The sequence below is a fragment of the Aquaspirillum soli genome (assembly GCF_054781915.1).
Genome location: NZ_BAAGTM010000005.1, coordinates 167,973 through 186,294 on the forward strand (window position 1 = coordinate 167,973; position 18,322 = coordinate 186,294).

Consider the following 18,322-nt stretch of genomic DNA (forward strand, 5'->3'; position numbering starts at 1 on the left):
CTATCATCTGTGCCACAAGATTCAGGCGAAAAATCAAGGAGCAACCATGAGAGTTTCTATGCTGTTGGCAGCGGTCGGGCTGGTAAGCGCCAGCGCTGCATTTGCCAATCCGGCAGTTAGCACAAAGCCGGCAAATGCGGCAGCCGCCAAGCCGATTGCCGAACAGGTCTGTGCAGCATGTCACGGCGTGGACGGTAACAGCGTGGCAGCGGCCAACCCTGTCCTGGCTGGCCAACACCCAGAGTATCTGTATAAGCAGTTAGTCGAGTTTAAAACCGGCAAGCGTAACAACGCTATTATGTTGGGGATGACCGCTGCTTTGTCAGATGATGACATGAAAAACTTGGCTGCGTACTTTTCTCAGCAAAAGTTAAAGCCACGTGAAGCCCCTGATGCTAAGTTGCAAGAGGCTGGCGGCAAGATTTTCCGTGGTGGGATTGCAGCGTCTAAAGTGCCTGCCTGTATGGCTTGCCACGGTCCAACCGGTGCGGGGATTCCTGTTGAATACCCTCGCTTAGGTGCACAACATGCGGGTTATATCGAAGCACAAATGTTGGCGTTTAAGAAAGGCGAACGCGCTAACAATAACGTGATGATGGATATTGCTTCGCGCATGACCGACGCTGAGATCAAAGCGGTATCAAACTATATTGCTGGCCTGCGTTAAGCGCAACTTAACCCGAGTTTGGCAATCAGAGGGGGGAGCACGCCTTGGCGGCTCTCCCTTCTTTCCATTTTGATGACTATGAAAACACCTACTCGCTCTACGGTTTTTTGGGCCTCGCTGTTTGACTTACTGAGTTCTATGCGCTTTGCCATTGGTTTACTCACCATTTTGGCGATTGCTTCGGTCATCGGTACGGTATTGCAACAAAACCAACCCTATCCAAACTACGTGATTGAATTTGGTCAGTTTTGGTTCACAGTATTTGAATGGCTGGGGCTGTTTGATGTCTATCACTCGGCATGGTTTTTAATTCTGTTAGCGTTTTTGGTGCTCTCCACCAGCTTGTGCATCTGGCGCAACACCCCCGGCTTTCTCAAAGAAATGCGTGGGTGGCGTGAGCATGCTTCCGAGCGTTCGCTGGCAGCCATGAGCCATACTGCCCTACTCCAAGGCACAGGCACACCCGAAACAGTACAGGCCTACCTGACCAGCCAAGGGTTTGCAATCAAAACCGCCCAACGCGAAGATGGCTCAACCATGGTGGTCGGTAAGCGTGGGGCAGGCAATAAATTAGGCTATTTCTTTGCCCACATTGCGTTGGTGGTGATCTGTATTGGTGGCCTCATGGATGGCAATTTGCCACTCAAAATCGGTGAACTTGTCGGCACCATTCGACCCGAAACTCGCGATATTCCACAAGGCCAAGTGCCTGCAGAAAGTCGTCTCTCTACGAGCAATCTCTCTTTTCGTGGCAATGTCACTATCCCAGAAAACAGCAGTGCCGATGTAGTATTTTTGAATGCAGGGCGGGGCTATTTGGTACAGGATTTACCCTTTATCATCACCCTGAAGAAATTCCGCGTTGAGTACTATCCAACAGGGATGCCAAAGCTCTTTGCCAGCGATATTGTGATTACCGATAAGGCCAGCGGTAAGACCCGAGAAGAAACCGTCAAAGTGAACCATCCAGTGCATGTCGATGGTGTGGCCATTTATCAGGCCAGCTTTGGGGATGGTGGGTCGCCCCTAGCACTGACCGCATGGAACCTCGCGGCACCAGCAATGGGCCCGATCAAGGTTGAGGGGCGGTCAATGAATCAACAACCGTTGATCGCCAATGGCAAACCGTATTCGCTTGAGTTTGGTGAGTTGCGTGTTTTTAATATCCAAGACATGCGCGACAACTCCACCGTTGCAGTGAACAAAACTTTTAACGAATTGCTGTCACAGGCGCAAAGTGTGCAACACGAGAAAAACCTCGCTAATGCCGGCCCGACCATTCAATTCAAACTGCGTGATAATCAAGGTCAGGCGTTTGAATACCACACGTATATGTCGCCGTTGGTTTTAGAAGGGCGCAGTTATATCGTGACCGGTGTACGTAAAGAAGTCGGTCAACCATTCTCCTATTTGCGCCTACCGTTGGATCAAGAAGGCTCGCTGCAAAGCTTTATGCGGCTGTATGCCACTTTGCACGATACAAGCCTGTATCCTGAGATTGCTCGCCGCGCGGCTGCGAAGGCGTTAGCGGGTTCGTCTATCAGCCCCGAGATGCAACAACAATTTCAATTTAGCGTTGAATTTGTCCTCAATCGTTTCCATGAGGGGGGATTCCGTGCTTTAGATGAATTTGTGCAAGCGCGAGTGCCAGCGGATAAACAAGCCGAAGTGGGGCAAACCTATATCAAGATTTTGCAGGCGGTCGTGGTGGACATGATGGAAATTGCTCATCAGCGTGCTGGCCTCGCCCCGTTTCAACTTAACGAAAATAACTACCGCTTTTTGCTAGATAGCTTGGTGGCCGCAGGGATTTTAGTGCGTGACTACGGTTCGCCAGTTTTCCTACAACTTTCTGGCTTTGAACAAGTCCAAGCCACAGGGTTACAGCTCACTCGTTCTCCCGGAAAAAATGTCGTCTACTTCGGTTCCTTAATCTTGGTTTTGGGAATCTTGTGTATGTTCTATATCCGTGAGGTGCGAGTATGGGTTCGTCTTGGCGCACAAGATACACGCCTAGCGGTATCAAGTAACCGCAAAAACCGCGACCTCGAGCAAGATTTTGCCCGTCATCAGGCTCGTTTATTGGAAATCGTGCAAGGAAAAGCCTAAATGGAATTGGTTCATTCGCAACTGAACACCAGCCAAAAGCGGTTGGATGTATTTGATTGGCTCTATGCTGCCCTGATTGTGGTGGCGGCTGTGGTGGCCGAGCAGCAATATGGCCAGTATATGGATATTTATGAGCACTCCATTTTGATTGGCAGCACGCTCGGCTTGATTGCTTTAGGTTGGTTTTGGAAATCGTGGCGCTGGTTTTTTCCTTTAACGGGTGCCTTAGCCCTTGCTGCGATTGCGCTTTATGCAGGGGATATTAACCAAGGCCAAAGTCGGTTTTTCCTGCGCTATCTGCTGTCGTCACAATCGGCGATTATGTGGATGTGCACCTTGTTTTTCCTCGCTATGGCCGTGTTTTGGGCCGCATTATTTTCACGCTCGGCCTTCTTAGAACAATTCGCGACGGGATTAACTTGGGCAGCCTCGGTCATGGGACTGACAGGGCTTTTTGTCCGCTGGGACGAAAGCTATCTGATTTCTCCTGATATCGGCCATATTCCAGTGTCGAATCTGTACGAAGTCTTTGTGCTGTTTTGTTTAATCACTGCTTTAATGTATCTCTACTACGCAGAGCGGGTGGCAACACGTCGGATGGGGGCATTTGTGCTGCCGATTATCTGTGCTGCCGTCGGCTTCATCTTGTGGTACACCTTTGATCGTCAGGCGCATGAAATTCAACCGCTTATCCCTGCCTTGCAGTCTTGGTGGATGAAAATTCATGTTCCAACTAATTTTATTGGATATGGTGCCTTTGCCATTGCTGCCATGTTGGGAATTGCCGAGCGCCTTGTGTCGCGTGGTGTTTTGGCAGACCGACTGCCCAGTGCCGATATTATGGAAGAAGTGATGTACCGCGCGATTGCGGTTGGATTCTTATTCTTCACGATTGCGACCATCCTCGGCGCAATGTGGGCAGCGGATGCGTGGGGCGGCTATTGGAGCTGGGATCCGAAAGAAACCTGGGCGTTGATTGTATGGCTTAACTACGCCGCTTGGTTGCATGTGCGGTTAGTAAAAGGTTGGCGTGGCGCAGTGTTGTCGTGGTGGGCCATTATTGGTCTTTTTGTGACCACTTTCGCCTTTATTGGCGTGAATATGTTCCTGTCTGGCCTACATTCTTATGGTGCACTATAAGCGATGTCAGTTGTTACCCTAGAGCGCCTGCTACAAGCCGAAGGGCTTGGCAGCCGGCGTGAATGCCGTGGTTGGATTATGGCGGGAGCGGTGTCGGTGAACCAACAGCCGGTCACCGATCCGCAGCAAACATTTCCCCGCGATGGCACTTTGTTATCTTTTAACGATGAACAATGGTTCAGCCAAACCAAGCTGACGGTGTTGCTGCATAAACCGGCTGGGGTCGAGTGTTCCCACAATCCTAGCCACCACCCTCCCGTCCATCAACTATTGCCAATCCGCTTGCGTCAACGTGGCTTACAGTGTGTCGGTCGCTTAGATCAAGACACCACCGGACTGTTATTGCTGACCGATGACGGTGCTCTCAATCATGCTTTAACCTCGCCAAAACATCACGTTCCGAAAACCTATCTGGTCATTACGACCCATGCGCTCACCCCCAAGATGTTGGCGGATTTGTTGGCGGGGGTGGTATTGCGTGATGATCCTCACCCTGTGTTTGCTCAAGCCGCAGAACAGGTCGATTCCCACCAATTGCGTTTGGTGATTACCGAGGGGCGCTACCATCAGGTGAAGCGGATGCTGGCCGCGGTAGGCAATCGCGTCGTGGCTTTGCATCGCGAGGCGATTGGTGCGCTTATGCTTCCACCTGATTTAGCCTGTGGTCAATGGGCCACACTTTCAGCGCAACAACATTCTCTTTTAACAAAGTGATACTGGTTTCCTTGCGTTTAGTCAGATGACGTGTGATAAAAATCAGTTAGCGTCAATTGGCTTACGATGCTGTTCGTATGAACGTCAAAAGGAAATGCCATGATCCGCCGCAAGAAAAAACAGCTCGCGCAGTGTTTTAAGGTCCGTCTTGCTGTCTCCCCTTTGTCCAGCGCGGAATTACAAGAGGCAGTTAGCCAGGCCGAACATCAAGCCGATCGCGAACACGATTTGTTTTTTGATCTGGTGGTTCACGAAATGGTCATCCCCGACATTGAAGAACCCAGCACATTATTATCTTCAGAAGACAAGTTTTAGCCATAAATAGATTTTATTACTGAAGGCAAAAAGCGTTTTTTTTGTTTTCTGTGAATTAGACGTTTCTACCAAGATAAAATCGATTCTTCTTTTTGTTTCAGCTCTGTTTTTTAAACCGTATGGCGAAAAATTTAACGCATTAAAAAATAGATGCGCTCAACCCGATTTGCATTTAAGATGACGGAAGAGGACTGTTTCTATTAGGAAAAGCGTGGCGTGTCAGCCAGCTAACCTTGCTTCAATTCAGGAGTGCAGTGAATCATGGATAATGTCAATAACCCAAACGTCGATAACGATCACCAATTAAACGAAGAACTCACCACCTTAGCGCGTGACGTAGGTGCGGTGAATTTGGCTGACGATCCTGCTGCACAAAATATTGAAGCAGCGGCGCGGGATGAAGCGTTAGACCAAATTATGATGAGTAAGCGTCAACTGGAAGCCAGTTTTGAAATGGCACAGTTGGCAACAGGTTATGTCCCCACCGAAAACACGGTGCTTTCACAAAGCTTTTCTTCTGCAGCAGGGGAAACCACAGGTACCCGAGCACAAGCTTTGACTCGTGGTTTTGTTGCCAATCCGGTTGAAGTCGCTCAACAGTTGATGGTTGAAGTACCAGAAAGCGCAGCAGAACAACGTTTGGCAGACGCTGGAGATGCCAATGAATCAGTCGTGGCTTCAGCCTTAGCCGGCGATTTACAAGCCATGGCGTTTTCTGTCCCTGATCAACAGCAAAACTCAACGACCCAGCTCGATCCGGTGCTAGATCCAATTGTTGACGTTCAACCCACGCCAACACCGACGCCTGAAACCACAGAAACACCTGCTCCAGAACCCACTCCAACGCCAGTACCGACACCCGAACCGGTTCCGACACCTCAACCCACCCCAACGCCACAACCTGCACCAACACCGGTCCCGACGCCTGAACCAGTGCCTACACCTGAACCAGTGCCTACACCTGAACCAGTGCCTACACCTGAACCAGTGCCTACGCCTGAGCCAGTGCCTACGCCTGAACCAGTACCTACGCCTGAACCAGCCCCTACGCCTGAACCAGTGCCTACGCCTGAACCAGTGCCTACGCCTGAACCAGTGCCTACGCCTGAACCAGTGCCTACGCCTGAGCCAGTGCCTACGCCGCAACCTACACCAACACCGGTCCCGACACCTGAGCCAGCCCCTACGCCAACACCAGATACGCCAAAGGAACCGGAAAAGCCAGAGCCGCCAGCTCGTCCCATACCTGAACCGGCTCCAACCCCGCCGAACTTATCTTCTGCACAAAGTGAAGTAGAAGAAAAAGCGCTAGACCAAGGTGGAAGCGAAGCCGAGCTAGACACAGAGAAAACAACTGGCACGTTCACTTTTACCCCCGGTTCTGCTGGTGGGGATAAGCTGGTTATTTTGGATAAAAATGGCCAAGCCGTTGAGCTGAGTCGTGATGGTGGGCCGGTGGTCGTTGAAGGGCAACATGGTAAATTAACCGTGTCCTTCGTGGATGGTAAATACCAATATGAGTATCAACTCGACGGTGCAGTCAAACACGATAAAACACAAGGTCAAGACAATGCCTTGCCTGATGATTTTGTGACTCAGGTGATTAACAACGGCAATGTCGTGACCAGTGGCAAAATCGGTATCACCATTACGGATGATGGTCCAAGCATTGCGGCGGAAGAAAGCCAAGCACCACAATTTATCCAGAGTGATGCAGGTCTCGCTAACGGCACGCTTGGCCAACAAGATGCCGCGACGGGCGAGTTCAAAGCCTCGTTCAAAGTGGGCTTTGGTGCAGATGGTGAAAAAATGACCGTGGTTGGCCAAGGTGATCAAGCTCAGTTGGTCGCTAATGGCATGCAATATGGTTTCAAATTTGATGAAGGCGCTAACAGTGGGTTGAAAGACACCGCCACCGGTAGCGACATCAAACTGTACACCAACCCAACGACTGGCGAAGTCGAAGGCCGTAACGCCAATGGTGACGCCATCTTCTCCCTGAAAATCGACAGCACCAGCGGCGAAGTCACGCTGACCCAAAAAGGCGCCATCCAACACAGCGCCCCTGATGGTCAAGCAGGCGGTGCTGACGAACTGCAATCACTGGCAAAAGATGCACTGAAAATTGTCGCCACCGCAACCGATGGTGATGCGGATACGGCAGCGGCAGAGATCGATTTAGGCAGTCGGATTGCCTTCCAAGATGACGGTCCGAACCTCGCTGCCTTGCAAGACCAAGGCCCTAGCTTGGTCCAACGTGATTCTGGTTTACAGAACGGTACTGGTGCACCACAAGCAGCGGATAAAGGTGCTTTCCAAACCAGTTTCACTGTCAATTTTGGTGGTGATGGCCAAAAAATGGCTGTTGATGCCGATGGCAAAACCATTGCTGATGGCATGCGCTATGGCTTCCAATTCGAGGACGGAGCCAACAGTGGGTTGAAAGACACCGCCACCGGTAGCGACATCAAACTCTATAAGAACACAGAGACTGGCGAAGTCGAAGGCCGTAACGCCAATGGTGACGCCATCTTCTCCCTGAAAATCGACAGCACTAGCGGCGAAGTGACCCTGACGCAACAAGGCGCCATTAAGCATGATGCCCCTGACGGTAAACCAGGGGGGGGTGACGAATTACAATCTCTGGCCAATGGTGCATTAAAAGTGGTTGCCACAGCAACCGATGGAGATGATGACAAGGCGGTCGCTGAACTTGATTTAGGGGGGCGAATTGCCTTCGGCGATGATGTACCCGTGGTGACCGTAGATAATACCCAAGCACCAGCAGCAAACTTAACCATTGAGTATATGGGCCGTGGCGAAGCGAAGTACGATCACGGTTTCGGTTGGTATGTCAAAGATGCGAATGGTAACCCGACTGAAGGCACCTTGTTGTGGGATACACCAAGCGAAGGTATGTCACCCTTCAATATTGCCTTACCAGAAGGTGTGACACCTGACCAAGTCGGCTTTTTCCTGCTGCCTTATGACTTAACCAATCCAACAAACCAGTCATCGTTGCAGATGCTCGATACAGGTTCCAAGCTTTCTTTTACTAAACAAGGGGATACGTGGGTTGCTCAGCTTGGTAATACTGAAATCAAGACTGCCGATGGCCAAGTGTTCTTCTCGGATAGCAAGCTCAATAGTGATGGGCAATCGCACGTTCAAGGTACACGCTCCGATACTGAGATTGGTAAAACGCTGGGCGGCAATTTTAACTGGGAAGATTTAAAAGTCACGGCACAAGATGGGACAGGTTCGGATAAAGATTTTGATGATCTCAACCTAAAACTGTCTTGGAGTGGTATGACCCTGCATGTCAAAGACAGTGATGCCTCAGCGGGGAGCAGTGTTGATAACGATCAAGATCTCGGCGATACCGCTTTAGCTGGTAAATTCCAATTCAATTTTGGTGCCGATGGCGAGCTAGATAGCGGTGGTAAATCCTTTGGTTTGCAAATTGCCAAAACAGACTCTGGCTTAAAAGACTCTGCATCTGGTGAACTGGTACAGGTGAAGTTGGTTGACGGTCAGGCCGTCGGTTACATCACTGTCGATGGCAAAGAACAGAAAGTATTTGCGGTCGAGGTAGATAAAACCACCGGTGAAGTATCGATTGAGCAGTTCCGCGCAGTGGTCCATGAGTCTAATGATCCACACGAATTGACGACCATCGGTTCGGATGTCATTCGTCTCACTGCACAAGCAACGGATAACGACCTTGATCAATCGAATGTTGCTTCTTTTGATCTGGGCAAACAAATTTATTTTCAAGACAGCGGGCCTGCTGCTGTTGATGACAGTTTGGTTGTTGATCTCTCGAAATCCAACAACAGTAAAATTGATGTTTTAGCCAATGACGCCCATGAAGGGAAAGAAGACGGTGCCAAAGCAGCAGTGACTTTCAACCGTGAGGGCGGTGAAGTCGAAATCGATCGTAGCTATGCCCAAACCGATCTCACAGGAGACACGTTTGTTGCGAAAGGTCAAACAGGTAACGATGCTACGGGCGGAAATAAGTACTACGGTGAGCTCAGTATTAACCAAGGTGGCACAGCAACCTATACCGCCGACCTACTGGCTAAAGCACTATTAGAAGGCGAAGAAATCACCGAACAGTTTAACTATCAGATGAAAGATGCTGATGGGGATACTGACACGGCAAATGTCACGGTCAAGGTGCAAGGCGCAAACGATGCGCCCGAATTTATCGTTGGCAGTGATAAGGTCGAAAAGCTTTTCATCGACCGAGATAAAGACGGCAATGAAGATGAAGGTGAGGTTTCTCATTTTTCCAATGCTAATAATGACAGCTTAACATTCAATGTACAGGAAGATGCGCTGAGCACAGGTCATGTCGCTGAATGGGAAGGGGCAAAAACCACTTCTGGGAAGCAAGATTTTGGCATCGCCGACCCAGATGTAACTGACAAACCAACCGTTACTTTCAATCCCTCCGTATTGCCCAAACTCACTTCCGGAGGTGAGGATGTCGTGTGGGTGGTCGAAGGTGCCGTCGCCAAGGGTTATGTAAAAGGATCTGATGGTAATGCTGATACGGCTAAGCCGGTGTTGGAAGTCACCGTAACGGGTGATTACCAGAATGGTCAAAAATCCTATACGGCGAATGTTGAACTCAAAGGGGCAATTGACCATCCGAAAGTGGGTGACGCTTATTCTGCAGACTCGGATACAACCAGTCTCAAATTCGAATTGGTGACAACAGATAAAACCGGCGGATTAACAGACAAATTAGCCATGACTGTTACCGTAGAAGACGATACTGCTGTTGCCAAAGACGATACCGATAGTGTGCAAATCAGTGGCAGTCAACTGGGTAACAAAACAGATGGCAATGTAATCACCGGTGCTGCAACAACCAGCGGTGATACTGGTAAAGATGCTCTCGGAGCTGATGGTGCGAAAGTCACTAAAATCAGCTTTGGCTCGACCTCTGATGAGAGTAATGCCGACGGGTTGCAAGTCGCAGGCGAGCATGGCCAACTGACCATGAACGCAGATGGTAGCTATGTCTATACCTATACCGGTAAAGAAAACAGTGTCGATTTATCGCAAGCCACCGTCGGTGCCAACGGTAAGATCACTGTTGGCGGTGTGACAATTGAAGGCTACGGCAACAACAGCCCTTATGCCGATCAGGCTGTTACCACAGACAGCGGGCGTGTCACCAATCAAAACACCAGTCTCAATGTCACCGATAGCAACGGTCAGGACACTACACCGGCAGATGCCTCTGTCACAACAGGTGGTGGTGTGGGTGTGGGCCAAACACAATCGGTGGGTGTGAAGTTTGATGGCAATGTAGTTCGTGCCGAAGTCAAACTAGACAACCTTGATCAGTCGGAAGCCGCCCGCTGGGAGGCATTTGATGCTGAGGGCAATAAAGTCGGTGAAGGCTATATCGGTGGCCAAAATGGTTTGCTGAATGCCGATGGCACAGCCGAAATTGAAGTCATCGGCATTGATGGCAACCCAATTTTGTTCCAAAACTTAGTATTAACCTCAAATCAGGTCAATCAAGATCAGGCCACGGGTAGTGGCGGTAACTATCTGGTGAAGGGCATGACCTACACCGGTGAAGTGGCTGAAAACACACAAGAGGTTTTCCAATATCAGTTAACCGATGGTGACGGTGATACCGACAGCGCAAACCTGACGATCAATCTCAATCAAACCTATGATAAAAACGTTGCCACGGTGCACGAAGATGGTTTGGTAAGTGGTAATGCTGATTGGTTCCCGAAAGTATTTAGCTACGATGAGAAGGCTGAACTGGCTAACTCACAGGGCAAACTTGGCATGGGTGCAGCAGAGTACGACTTCAACGCTCCAATGCAAAAAATCACCTCTGGCGGCCAAGAGGTGCAATGGAGTAAATCCGCCGACAGCGATGGCAATACCATTTTAGTCGGGACGAAAGCAGGCGGTGAGGCTGTCGTTGCGGTGACCATGGATAAAGCAACGGGCGAATACCAAGTTGAGCTGAAAGGCGCTATCGATCACAACAATAACGATCCTGTTGCCGGCAAAAACGAAGATTTGTTCTTACAGTTTGTTGCCGAAAAGAAAACTGCTGATGGCACTGTTGAAAAGCAAGGCTTTAACGTTAAGGTGCAAGACGATGCCCCCGAGGCAGGTCTATCACAAAACGTAGTCATTGCGAACCAAACGGATACCAGTGCAACGGCGAGTTTGAATGTCGCCATTGGTGCCGATGGTTGGAAAGAGACCAAGATTGAGGGTGATACGCTGGCGGTGAAACCGTTTGCAGATACCACCCCAAATGATGGCAAAGACACGTCGCTGACACACAGCAAGCAAGCTGCAGGCGGTGAAATAGCCGAGGTGAAATATGTCACGGGTGTTGCAGCCAATGGTGATGCGATTTATGTCACTTCTGGTGGTGATCGCTTAGTCTATAAAACTGATGCCAATGGTTTGGTCAGTGCAGTCAAAGAAACCTCAGGTGAGGTTGTGTTCACTGTCAAGCCGAACCAAGGTTCGTACACGGTTGAGATGAAGGGTCAGGTCGATGCCTATGAAGTGAAAGAGGAATCGAAAACCACTACCACTGAAGAAACAAAAATTACCACCGGTACGCAAACGGTAACCGTAGAAAAAACTGTCGAGTTACCACTCGATAAACTGACTAATCAACCTGAAGATCAAAAAGCACTCACGAATGTTGACCTAGTCGATGGCTCGGGTAAATCGATTGGCACCGTTGATATCACTCTATCGGCACAAAAGGATAGTTCAACGGCACAAGGTTTTACTGATACAACAGCTGTCGAACAAATTAATGCCAGTAGCGACGGTCAAACAGGCGGTTCATTGGTTGGCATTGATAACCGTCAAATCAATAATGACGATCCAACAAATAAAGGTGATGACGACGGTGATGAAGGCGAGCGTTTAATTATCGACCTGGATCCAACAGGCGGTATCAAAATTACGGAAGTAACTGTAACAACCACCAAACTTGGCTCGAATGAAAAAGCCTTGTTGGGTACTGAGTTAAATGCAGATGGCAGCCTTAAAGTCAGCGCAGAAAAGATTGGTACGGCGACACAAGGCAATAATGTTGATACTCGCGAAACGGTGAACGTCACCGATAGTAACGGCATCGACAAAGTCTATGTACAGATGGAAAAAGTTGATCCAACTGATAAAACCAGCGCAGATGGTTTTTCAGTGGCTGGTGTTGGGGTGAAATACCAATACCAGGAACAACAAGACATTAAGGTTGACGCTACCAAACAAACCCAAACCACAACGACAACAACCAAAGCCTACGATGTGACAATTTCGTTTACTGCAACGGTAACCGATGGTGATGGCGATCAAGCGCAAACCAATTTCCATCTGACCATTGATGCCAATGGTGATGGTAAAGCTGAGGCTGTCGATACAGGTGAATCGACCGTAGTGGTAAAAGAAACGACAACGACCCTCGTTAATGTTTATGACGAAAAAGGCGAAATTATCGCTGGTCATACCCAAACCGCCACCACCAATACCGAAACTGAGCAAGTCATCAATACCGGCATTTTGGATACGCTTGGCAAAGTTTACGGCGATAGTGACGTGTTACAAGCAGCCAACGACCAAGGTTATGTTTTGAAAGGTGGCGCTGGTGCCGATGAGCTCTATGGCGGCAGTCAAAATGACACGCTGCTTGGGGGTAGCGGTGATGATTTCCTGCGCGGAGGCAAAGGTAGCGACTCTATCGATGGTGGTGGGGGTGGAGATACGGCTTCGTATGACGATCACAGCGAAGATGTCGATGCCAATTTGCAAACTGATAAAGGTATCACCGGTAACGATGTTGATGACTTAGTCGCAATAGAACATCTCATTGGTGGCTCCGGTAATGACAAATTGACTGGTGATGGCGGCGATAACCGTCTCACTGGCGGTCGTGGTAGCGATACCTTAATCGGCGGCGGTGGTAACGATACGGCTTCTTATGCTGACCATAATGTTGCAGTGAATGCCAACTTAACCACTGGCGCTGCAACAGCAACCCAAACCAACGGCACAGTGGATCAGGATGTATTAACTGATATCAATAACCTGATTGGTGGTAGTCAGGATGACACATTAATTGGCAATAACAATTCCAATGTGATCTCTGGAGGTGCCGGCAACGATACTATCGTTGGACTGGGGGGCGACGACACCTTACGTGGGGGTGCAGGTAAAGATAGTATTGATGCTGGCGATGGTAATGATTTGGTGTTTGGTGGGGGCGGAAGTGACCCTGCTGGCAATGTGATTAGCAGCAACCCTCTGCTGGGACCCACTCCACAACCTACAGCAGATGATGATGACACTATCTCGGGTGGTGCTGGCAATGACACTATTCAAGGCAATGCTGGCAATGACAGTATCGATGCAGGAGCAGGCAACGACAGCGTGCAGGGCAATGCAGGGAATGACACCATTGATGCAGGCACCGGTGATGACACAGTAGATGGAGGTGTCGGTAACGACAGTTTGGCTGCTGGTGATGGGAATGATTTGCTGTCTGGTGGTGCGGGTCGCGATACGTTGGACGGTGGCGCAGGTAATGATACCTTAATGGGCGGTACCGGTAATGACACCCTGCGTGGTGGTACTGGCCGCGACACGGTATCGTATATTGACAATACCTCTGCCGTAGATGCTTCTCTCTCTTCTAATAAGGCATCTGGTAGCCAAGCAGGTAAAGATGAGTTGTCTGATGTCGAAAACCTCATTGGTGGTGCGGGCAGTGACCGCTTAGAAGGCAATGCAGAGGATAACCTGTTAGAAGGCAATGCCGGTAACGACACTTTGATCAGTGGTGGTGGCCAAGACACCTTAACGGGTGGAAGTGGCAGTGATACTGCTTCGTTTGAAAATCTGACTAAAAATGTCACAGCAGATTTGACTACCGGAAAAGCAACCCACGATGGCAAAACGTCCATTCTTGATGGAATTGAAAACCTGACCGGCGGCTCAGGAAACGACCGCTTAATTGGCAATGACCAAAGCAATATCCTAATCGGTGGAGTTGGTAACGATACATTGCAGGGTGGTGCAGGTAACGATGTACTCGATGCCGGAGCAGGTAATGATGATGTGAACTCTGGTGATGGCAACAACACTATCAAGGGTGGTGCAGGTAACGACAAAATTACCCTAGGGAGTGGTAATAGCACGGTCGATGCTGGATCTGGTAACGACACTATCACTGGCGGTAGCGGAAATAACAGCATCATCGGCGGCATCGGCAATGACAGTATTACCGGTGGAACAGGCAATAGCACGATTGATGGTGGCTATGGAGATGATCGAATTACAGTGACTGATGGTAATAATTCGATTGTGGGGGGAATTGGTAACGATATCATCACAGCGGGATCGGGTAATAACACCATAGACGGAGGGACTGGTAACGACTCCATTACGGTTGGGACTGGAAACAACTCCATTCAAGGTGGAGATGGTACCGATACCATTACTACAGGTACTGGTAATAACATCATCGATGGCGGTAACGACAACGATAAAATCACCACAACAGGTAATGGTTCGAACACGATTACCGGCGGCACTGGTAACGATACGATTAATGCCGGCGGGGGTGCCGATAGTATTGATGGCGGTTCTGGCAATGATGTTATCAATGCAGGTGGTGGTGATAATACGATCATTGGCGGAGATGGTAATGACACGTTATCAGCCGATGGTGGTAATAACTCTGTCGATGGTGGCAGTGGTAACGATGGCATTACCGTTACTGGAGCAGGTAACAATACCCTAATTGGTGGTGTTGGAAATGACACTATCAATGCAGGTGGTGGTGCAGATAGCATTGATGGTGGTGTTGGCAACGATACAATTAATGCCGGTGATGGCAACAACACTGTTGCCGGTGGTGATGGCAATGATTCAATCACTGCTGGTACCGGTCATGACAACATCGATGCAGGTGCGGGTAACGATACTGTTAGAGCTGGAGCAGGCAACGATACCATCATGGGCGGTAGTGGTAGTGATCAGCTCTATGGTGAAAGTGGCAACGATATCATCGATGCTGGCAGTGATAACGACAGTGTTTATGGTGGCGATGGCAATGATAAAATCGCAGGTCGCGATGGTAACGACAGTATCGAAGGCGGTAATGGTAATGACATTATGGATGGTGGAGCAGGTAATGACACAATCCTTGGCCAAGCTGGACAAGATATTTTGTCTGGAGGAACAGGCAATGACAATCTGAATGGTGGAACAGGGAACGACACACTGTTAGGTGGTTCAGGAAACGATACCCTCGATGGTGGAGCTAACAATGATGTGATGTTGGGTGGTTCGTATGACGATACCTTCAAAACAACGTTAGGCGACACTGTGATCGGTGGTGCTGGTAATGATGTAGTACAGACAACGCCAGGTACAGTAGGACAAGAACTACCAGACAGTCATTCACCTGCGCCAACACCATTCACGGAAGAGCAAATTTTGGAAACGATTGAACAGAATTTGGCTGCAATTGACTCGGCAGTTGATCCGTTCTTCGATTTCCCAGATTTAGGTGATCCGGGTGCACCGGCAAGTGATTGGCTGGATTCGACAGGCAGCGATAACCTGTTTATTGTTGAGATTCCAACTGATATCCCAGCACCAGAACCCACAACTTCGCCAATCTAACAGCGCCTTCAGCGCAATAAAAACCCCTGTTTTTACAGGGGTTTTTTGCTTCTTAGTTCATATCATCATACCGCTCAACGACACAATGCCTCACATGGCACCCCATCGCCATCTTTATCTAACGAGGGCACACGGCATTGCTGTAATACGGCCTTGGCTTCAGCACAATCACGCATTTCGCTGCAACGTGTTTTACGACAATCAGCGGTACCGTTGGCTGCTGGTGGGGTTTTGACTAATGGAGGAATGGAGGGGTCTGTTTTGGCTGAGCTATTGGGAACAAACTGCCCACTGCGTTGCTGTTTGCGCCATTCCCACGGGGCTTGAGGGTTAGCCTGTTCCCATAGGCCCTTCTTGGCACGCCGTGCTTGTTCTTGAGCAGCTTGGTAGCGTGGGTCAGATGAGTATTCTTTATACCACCACGCCATCCCTTCTTCTAATAACTGTAAGTTAATTTCCTTACCCTGTAACCACACCACACCTACCACACGACCATAGCGGTCTTTAGTTTCCACAGCGATAGAGACTTGTTTACCAAACACTTTATCTGCCAAAGCTTGTTTGGCTTTACCGCCGTAAGGCATGGCCGATTCGGGAGCATCAATCTGACCTAGGCGTACTTTCACCTTTTCGCGGTTAGCATCAACCAAAGTCAAGGTGTCACCGTCGGCAACAGAAATCACTTTCCCCTCAATTGTTTTTGCTGCCCAACTTGGCACCACTAAAGCAAAAGCCAAGATGGGAACGGCCAACCAACGACCTACACTCTGTTTCATTTTATATCCTTTAATTTTTGCGGCCGTTTCCAATCGGTAAGGGTAATGGCCTTACTCCGTGCAACCGTAAGCGCATCGGCAGGCGCCGTTTTACTGATGACAGAACCGGCACCAATGGTGGCGTTTTCTTCAACCACAACGGGTGCAACAAGCATCGTCCCAGAGCCAATAAAAGCGCCATTGGCAATACGAGTGGTAAATTTATTTACACCATCATAATTACAAGTGATTGTTCCCGCCCCAATGTTGACACCTGCACCAATTACCGCATCCCCAATATAGCTCAGGTGATTGACCTTACTCCCTTGGGCAATGTGAGATTTTTTCACTTCAACAAAGTTACCAATATGCACCTGATCGGCCAGTTCAGCCCCGGGACGCAAACGGGCATACGGCCCTAAACGACATGAAGCCCCCACTTGGGCTTGTTGTAAATGACTAAAAGCCGCAACATCAGTCCCTGCGGCAATGGTGACATCGCGTAAGACACAATTTGGCCCAATCGTCACACCATCGCCTAAGTCAACGACACCTTCAATCACCACATTGATGTCAATAAAGACATCCTTACCACACCGCAGCTCACCGCGTAGATCAAAGCGGTTTGGATCGGCAAGCTGTACCCCTGCTTCTAGCAAGGTATTGGCTTGTTGTCGCTGGTAAATTCTTTCTAATTCAGCCAGTTGTAATTTGCTATTGACCCCTGCGGCTTGCCATGAGTTTGGTACAACACAACCGCGCACCTCCACACCTTCCGCCACGGCTAATGCAATCACATCCGTAAGATAATACTCACCCTGTGCATTACTGTTTGATAAACGTGACAACCAAGCGGCTAGATAACGATTGGGCAATGCCAAAATACCGGTATTGATCTCAGTGATCATTTTTTGTGCTGGCGTGGCATCTTTTTCTTCTACGATAGCGCGAATCTGACCTGCGGCATCACGAACAATCCGACCATAGCCTTGCGGTTGTGGTAAGTGATCGGTGAGTAAAGCAACTTGGTCACCAGCAAGGGTTAACAACTGTTGTAATGTTTCGGCTGAAGTCAGTGGTACATCTCCATACAGCACTAGCGTTGTTCCATCACTAGGCAAAAAGGGTAAGGCTTGCTGTAGTGCATGGCCTGTGCCCAATTGCTGCGCTTGATGTGCCCACTGAATATCTGTTTCTGTGGCGAAGGCCTGTTGTACTTGTTCGCCGCCATGACCATACACCACCACCAATTGCTGTGGTTGCAAGCGTCGAGCGGTAGTAACGACATGACTTAATAAAGAACGACCCGCGAGCGTATGCAGTACCTTAGGCAGGTCTGAACGCATCCGTTTGCCTTGCCCTGCGGCAAGAATCACAATCGAGAGAGAGTTCATACTTAATAATCAGACTAAAAAATAGAGATCTTAAACGAAAAACGGGCTGTTACTGATTCAGTAACAGCCCGTCACACCGTAAATGCTCAGTACGGTTAGTGTACCCGCTTGCGCAGATATTCCAGCGCGTGCAGTTCGGCAATGGCCTGTTTCAGCGCAGCACGAGCTTGTGCCACATCTTTATCATCAGAGGCTTTTGCCAATTCTGCTTCAGCCGCTTTCTTGGCTTCAAGCGCACGCTGCTCATCCAGCTCTTCACCGCGAATCGCCGTATCTGCTAGCACGGTAATCGCATTTGGTTGCACTTCCATCATGCCACCAGACACGACCACCAATACTTCCTGTGCCTGACCCGCAACGCGGATGCGCAACGGACCAGGTTTGATACGGGTCAAGAGCGGCACATGACGTGGATAAATACCGATTTCACCCATTTCTGCTGGCGCAACCAAAAATTCGGCTTCACCAGAATAAATTTGGGCTTCGGCACTCACCACTTCCACATGCATCGTACTCATGGGTTAACC

General features: G+C 49.4%; 9 protein-coding genes. 6 read left to right on the top strand and 3 right to left on the bottom strand.

The window, feature by feature from the left end; all coding sequences use genetic code 11:
• Positions 1–46 precede the first annotated feature (46 nt).
• The 6 genes from ACYVJG_RS07165 to ACYVJG_RS07190 all read left to right on the top strand — a co-directional run bounded on the left by ACYVJG_RS07165 (position 47) and on the right by ACYVJG_RS07190 (position 15,646).
• Positions 47–667 carry a c-type cytochrome gene (locus ACYVJG_RS07165; RefSeq protein WP_460430447.1) on the top strand — a complete coding sequence of 207 codons (621 nt, stop codon included), beginning with the start codon at positions 47–49 and terminating at the stop codon, positions 665–667.
• Between the two features lie 78 nt (positions 668–745).
• Positions 746–2,776, top strand: a complete 2,031-nt coding sequence (locus tag ACYVJG_RS07170) for a cytochrome c biogenesis protein ResB (RefSeq protein ID WP_022654175.1) — start codon at positions 746–748, stop codon at positions 2,774–2,776.
• Entirely contained in the window at positions 2,777–3,916 is a 1,140-nt protein-coding gene (gene ccsB, locus ACYVJG_RS07175) for a c-type cytochrome biogenesis protein CcsB (RefSeq protein ID WP_022654176.1), read from the top strand.
• A gap of 3 nt (positions 3,917–3,919) precedes the next feature.
• Complete coding sequence (locus ACYVJG_RS07180) at positions 3,920–4,630, top strand: pseudouridine synthase (RefSeq protein WP_460430448.1); 711 nt, start codon at positions 3,920–3,922, stop codon at positions 4,628–4,630.
• A 99-nt stretch (positions 4,631–4,729) separates the two neighbouring features.
• A complete protein-coding gene (locus ACYVJG_RS07185; RefSeq protein ID WP_460430449.1) occupies positions 4,730–4,945 on the top strand; it encodes a hypothetical protein in 216 nt (71 codons plus the stop codon).
• Between the two features lie 261 nt (positions 4,946–5,206).
• The gene (locus ACYVJG_RS07190) at positions 5,207–15,646 is read left to right on the top strand and encodes a DUF5801 repeats-in-toxin domain-containing protein (RefSeq protein ID WP_460430450.1); all 10,440 of its coding nucleotides are present in this window, start codon (positions 5,207–5,209) and stop codon (positions 15,644–15,646) included.
• Positions 15,647–15,720: 74 nt separating this feature from the next.
• On the opposite strand, the gene ACYVJG_RS07195 is transcribed toward ACYVJG_RS07190, so the two are convergent.
• The 3 genes from ACYVJG_RS07195 to ACYVJG_RS07205 form a co-directional block, all read right to left on the bottom strand.
• Positions 15,721–16,422, bottom strand: a complete 702-nt coding sequence (locus ACYVJG_RS07195; RefSeq protein WP_460430451.1) for a thermonuclease family protein — start codon at positions 16,420–16,422, stop codon at positions 15,721–15,723.
• Positions 16,419–17,795 carry a bifunctional UDP-N-acetylglucosamine diphosphorylase/glucosamine-1-phosphate N-acetyltransferase GlmU gene (glmU, locus tag ACYVJG_RS07200; RefSeq protein WP_460430452.1) on the bottom strand — a complete coding sequence of 459 codons (1,377 nt, stop codon included), beginning with the start codon at positions 17,793–17,795 and terminating at the stop codon, positions 16,419–16,421. The genes ACYVJG_RS07195 and glmU overlap by 4 nt, the downstream gene beginning before the upstream one ends.
• Before the next feature lie 95 nt (positions 17,796–17,890).
• On the bottom strand, positions 17,891–18,313 hold the full coding sequence (locus ACYVJG_RS07205) for a F0F1 ATP synthase subunit epsilon (RefSeq protein WP_022653665.1): 423 nt from the start codon (positions 18,311–18,313) through the stop codon (positions 17,891–17,893).
• Between the last annotated feature and the right edge of the window lie 9 nt (positions 18,314–18,322).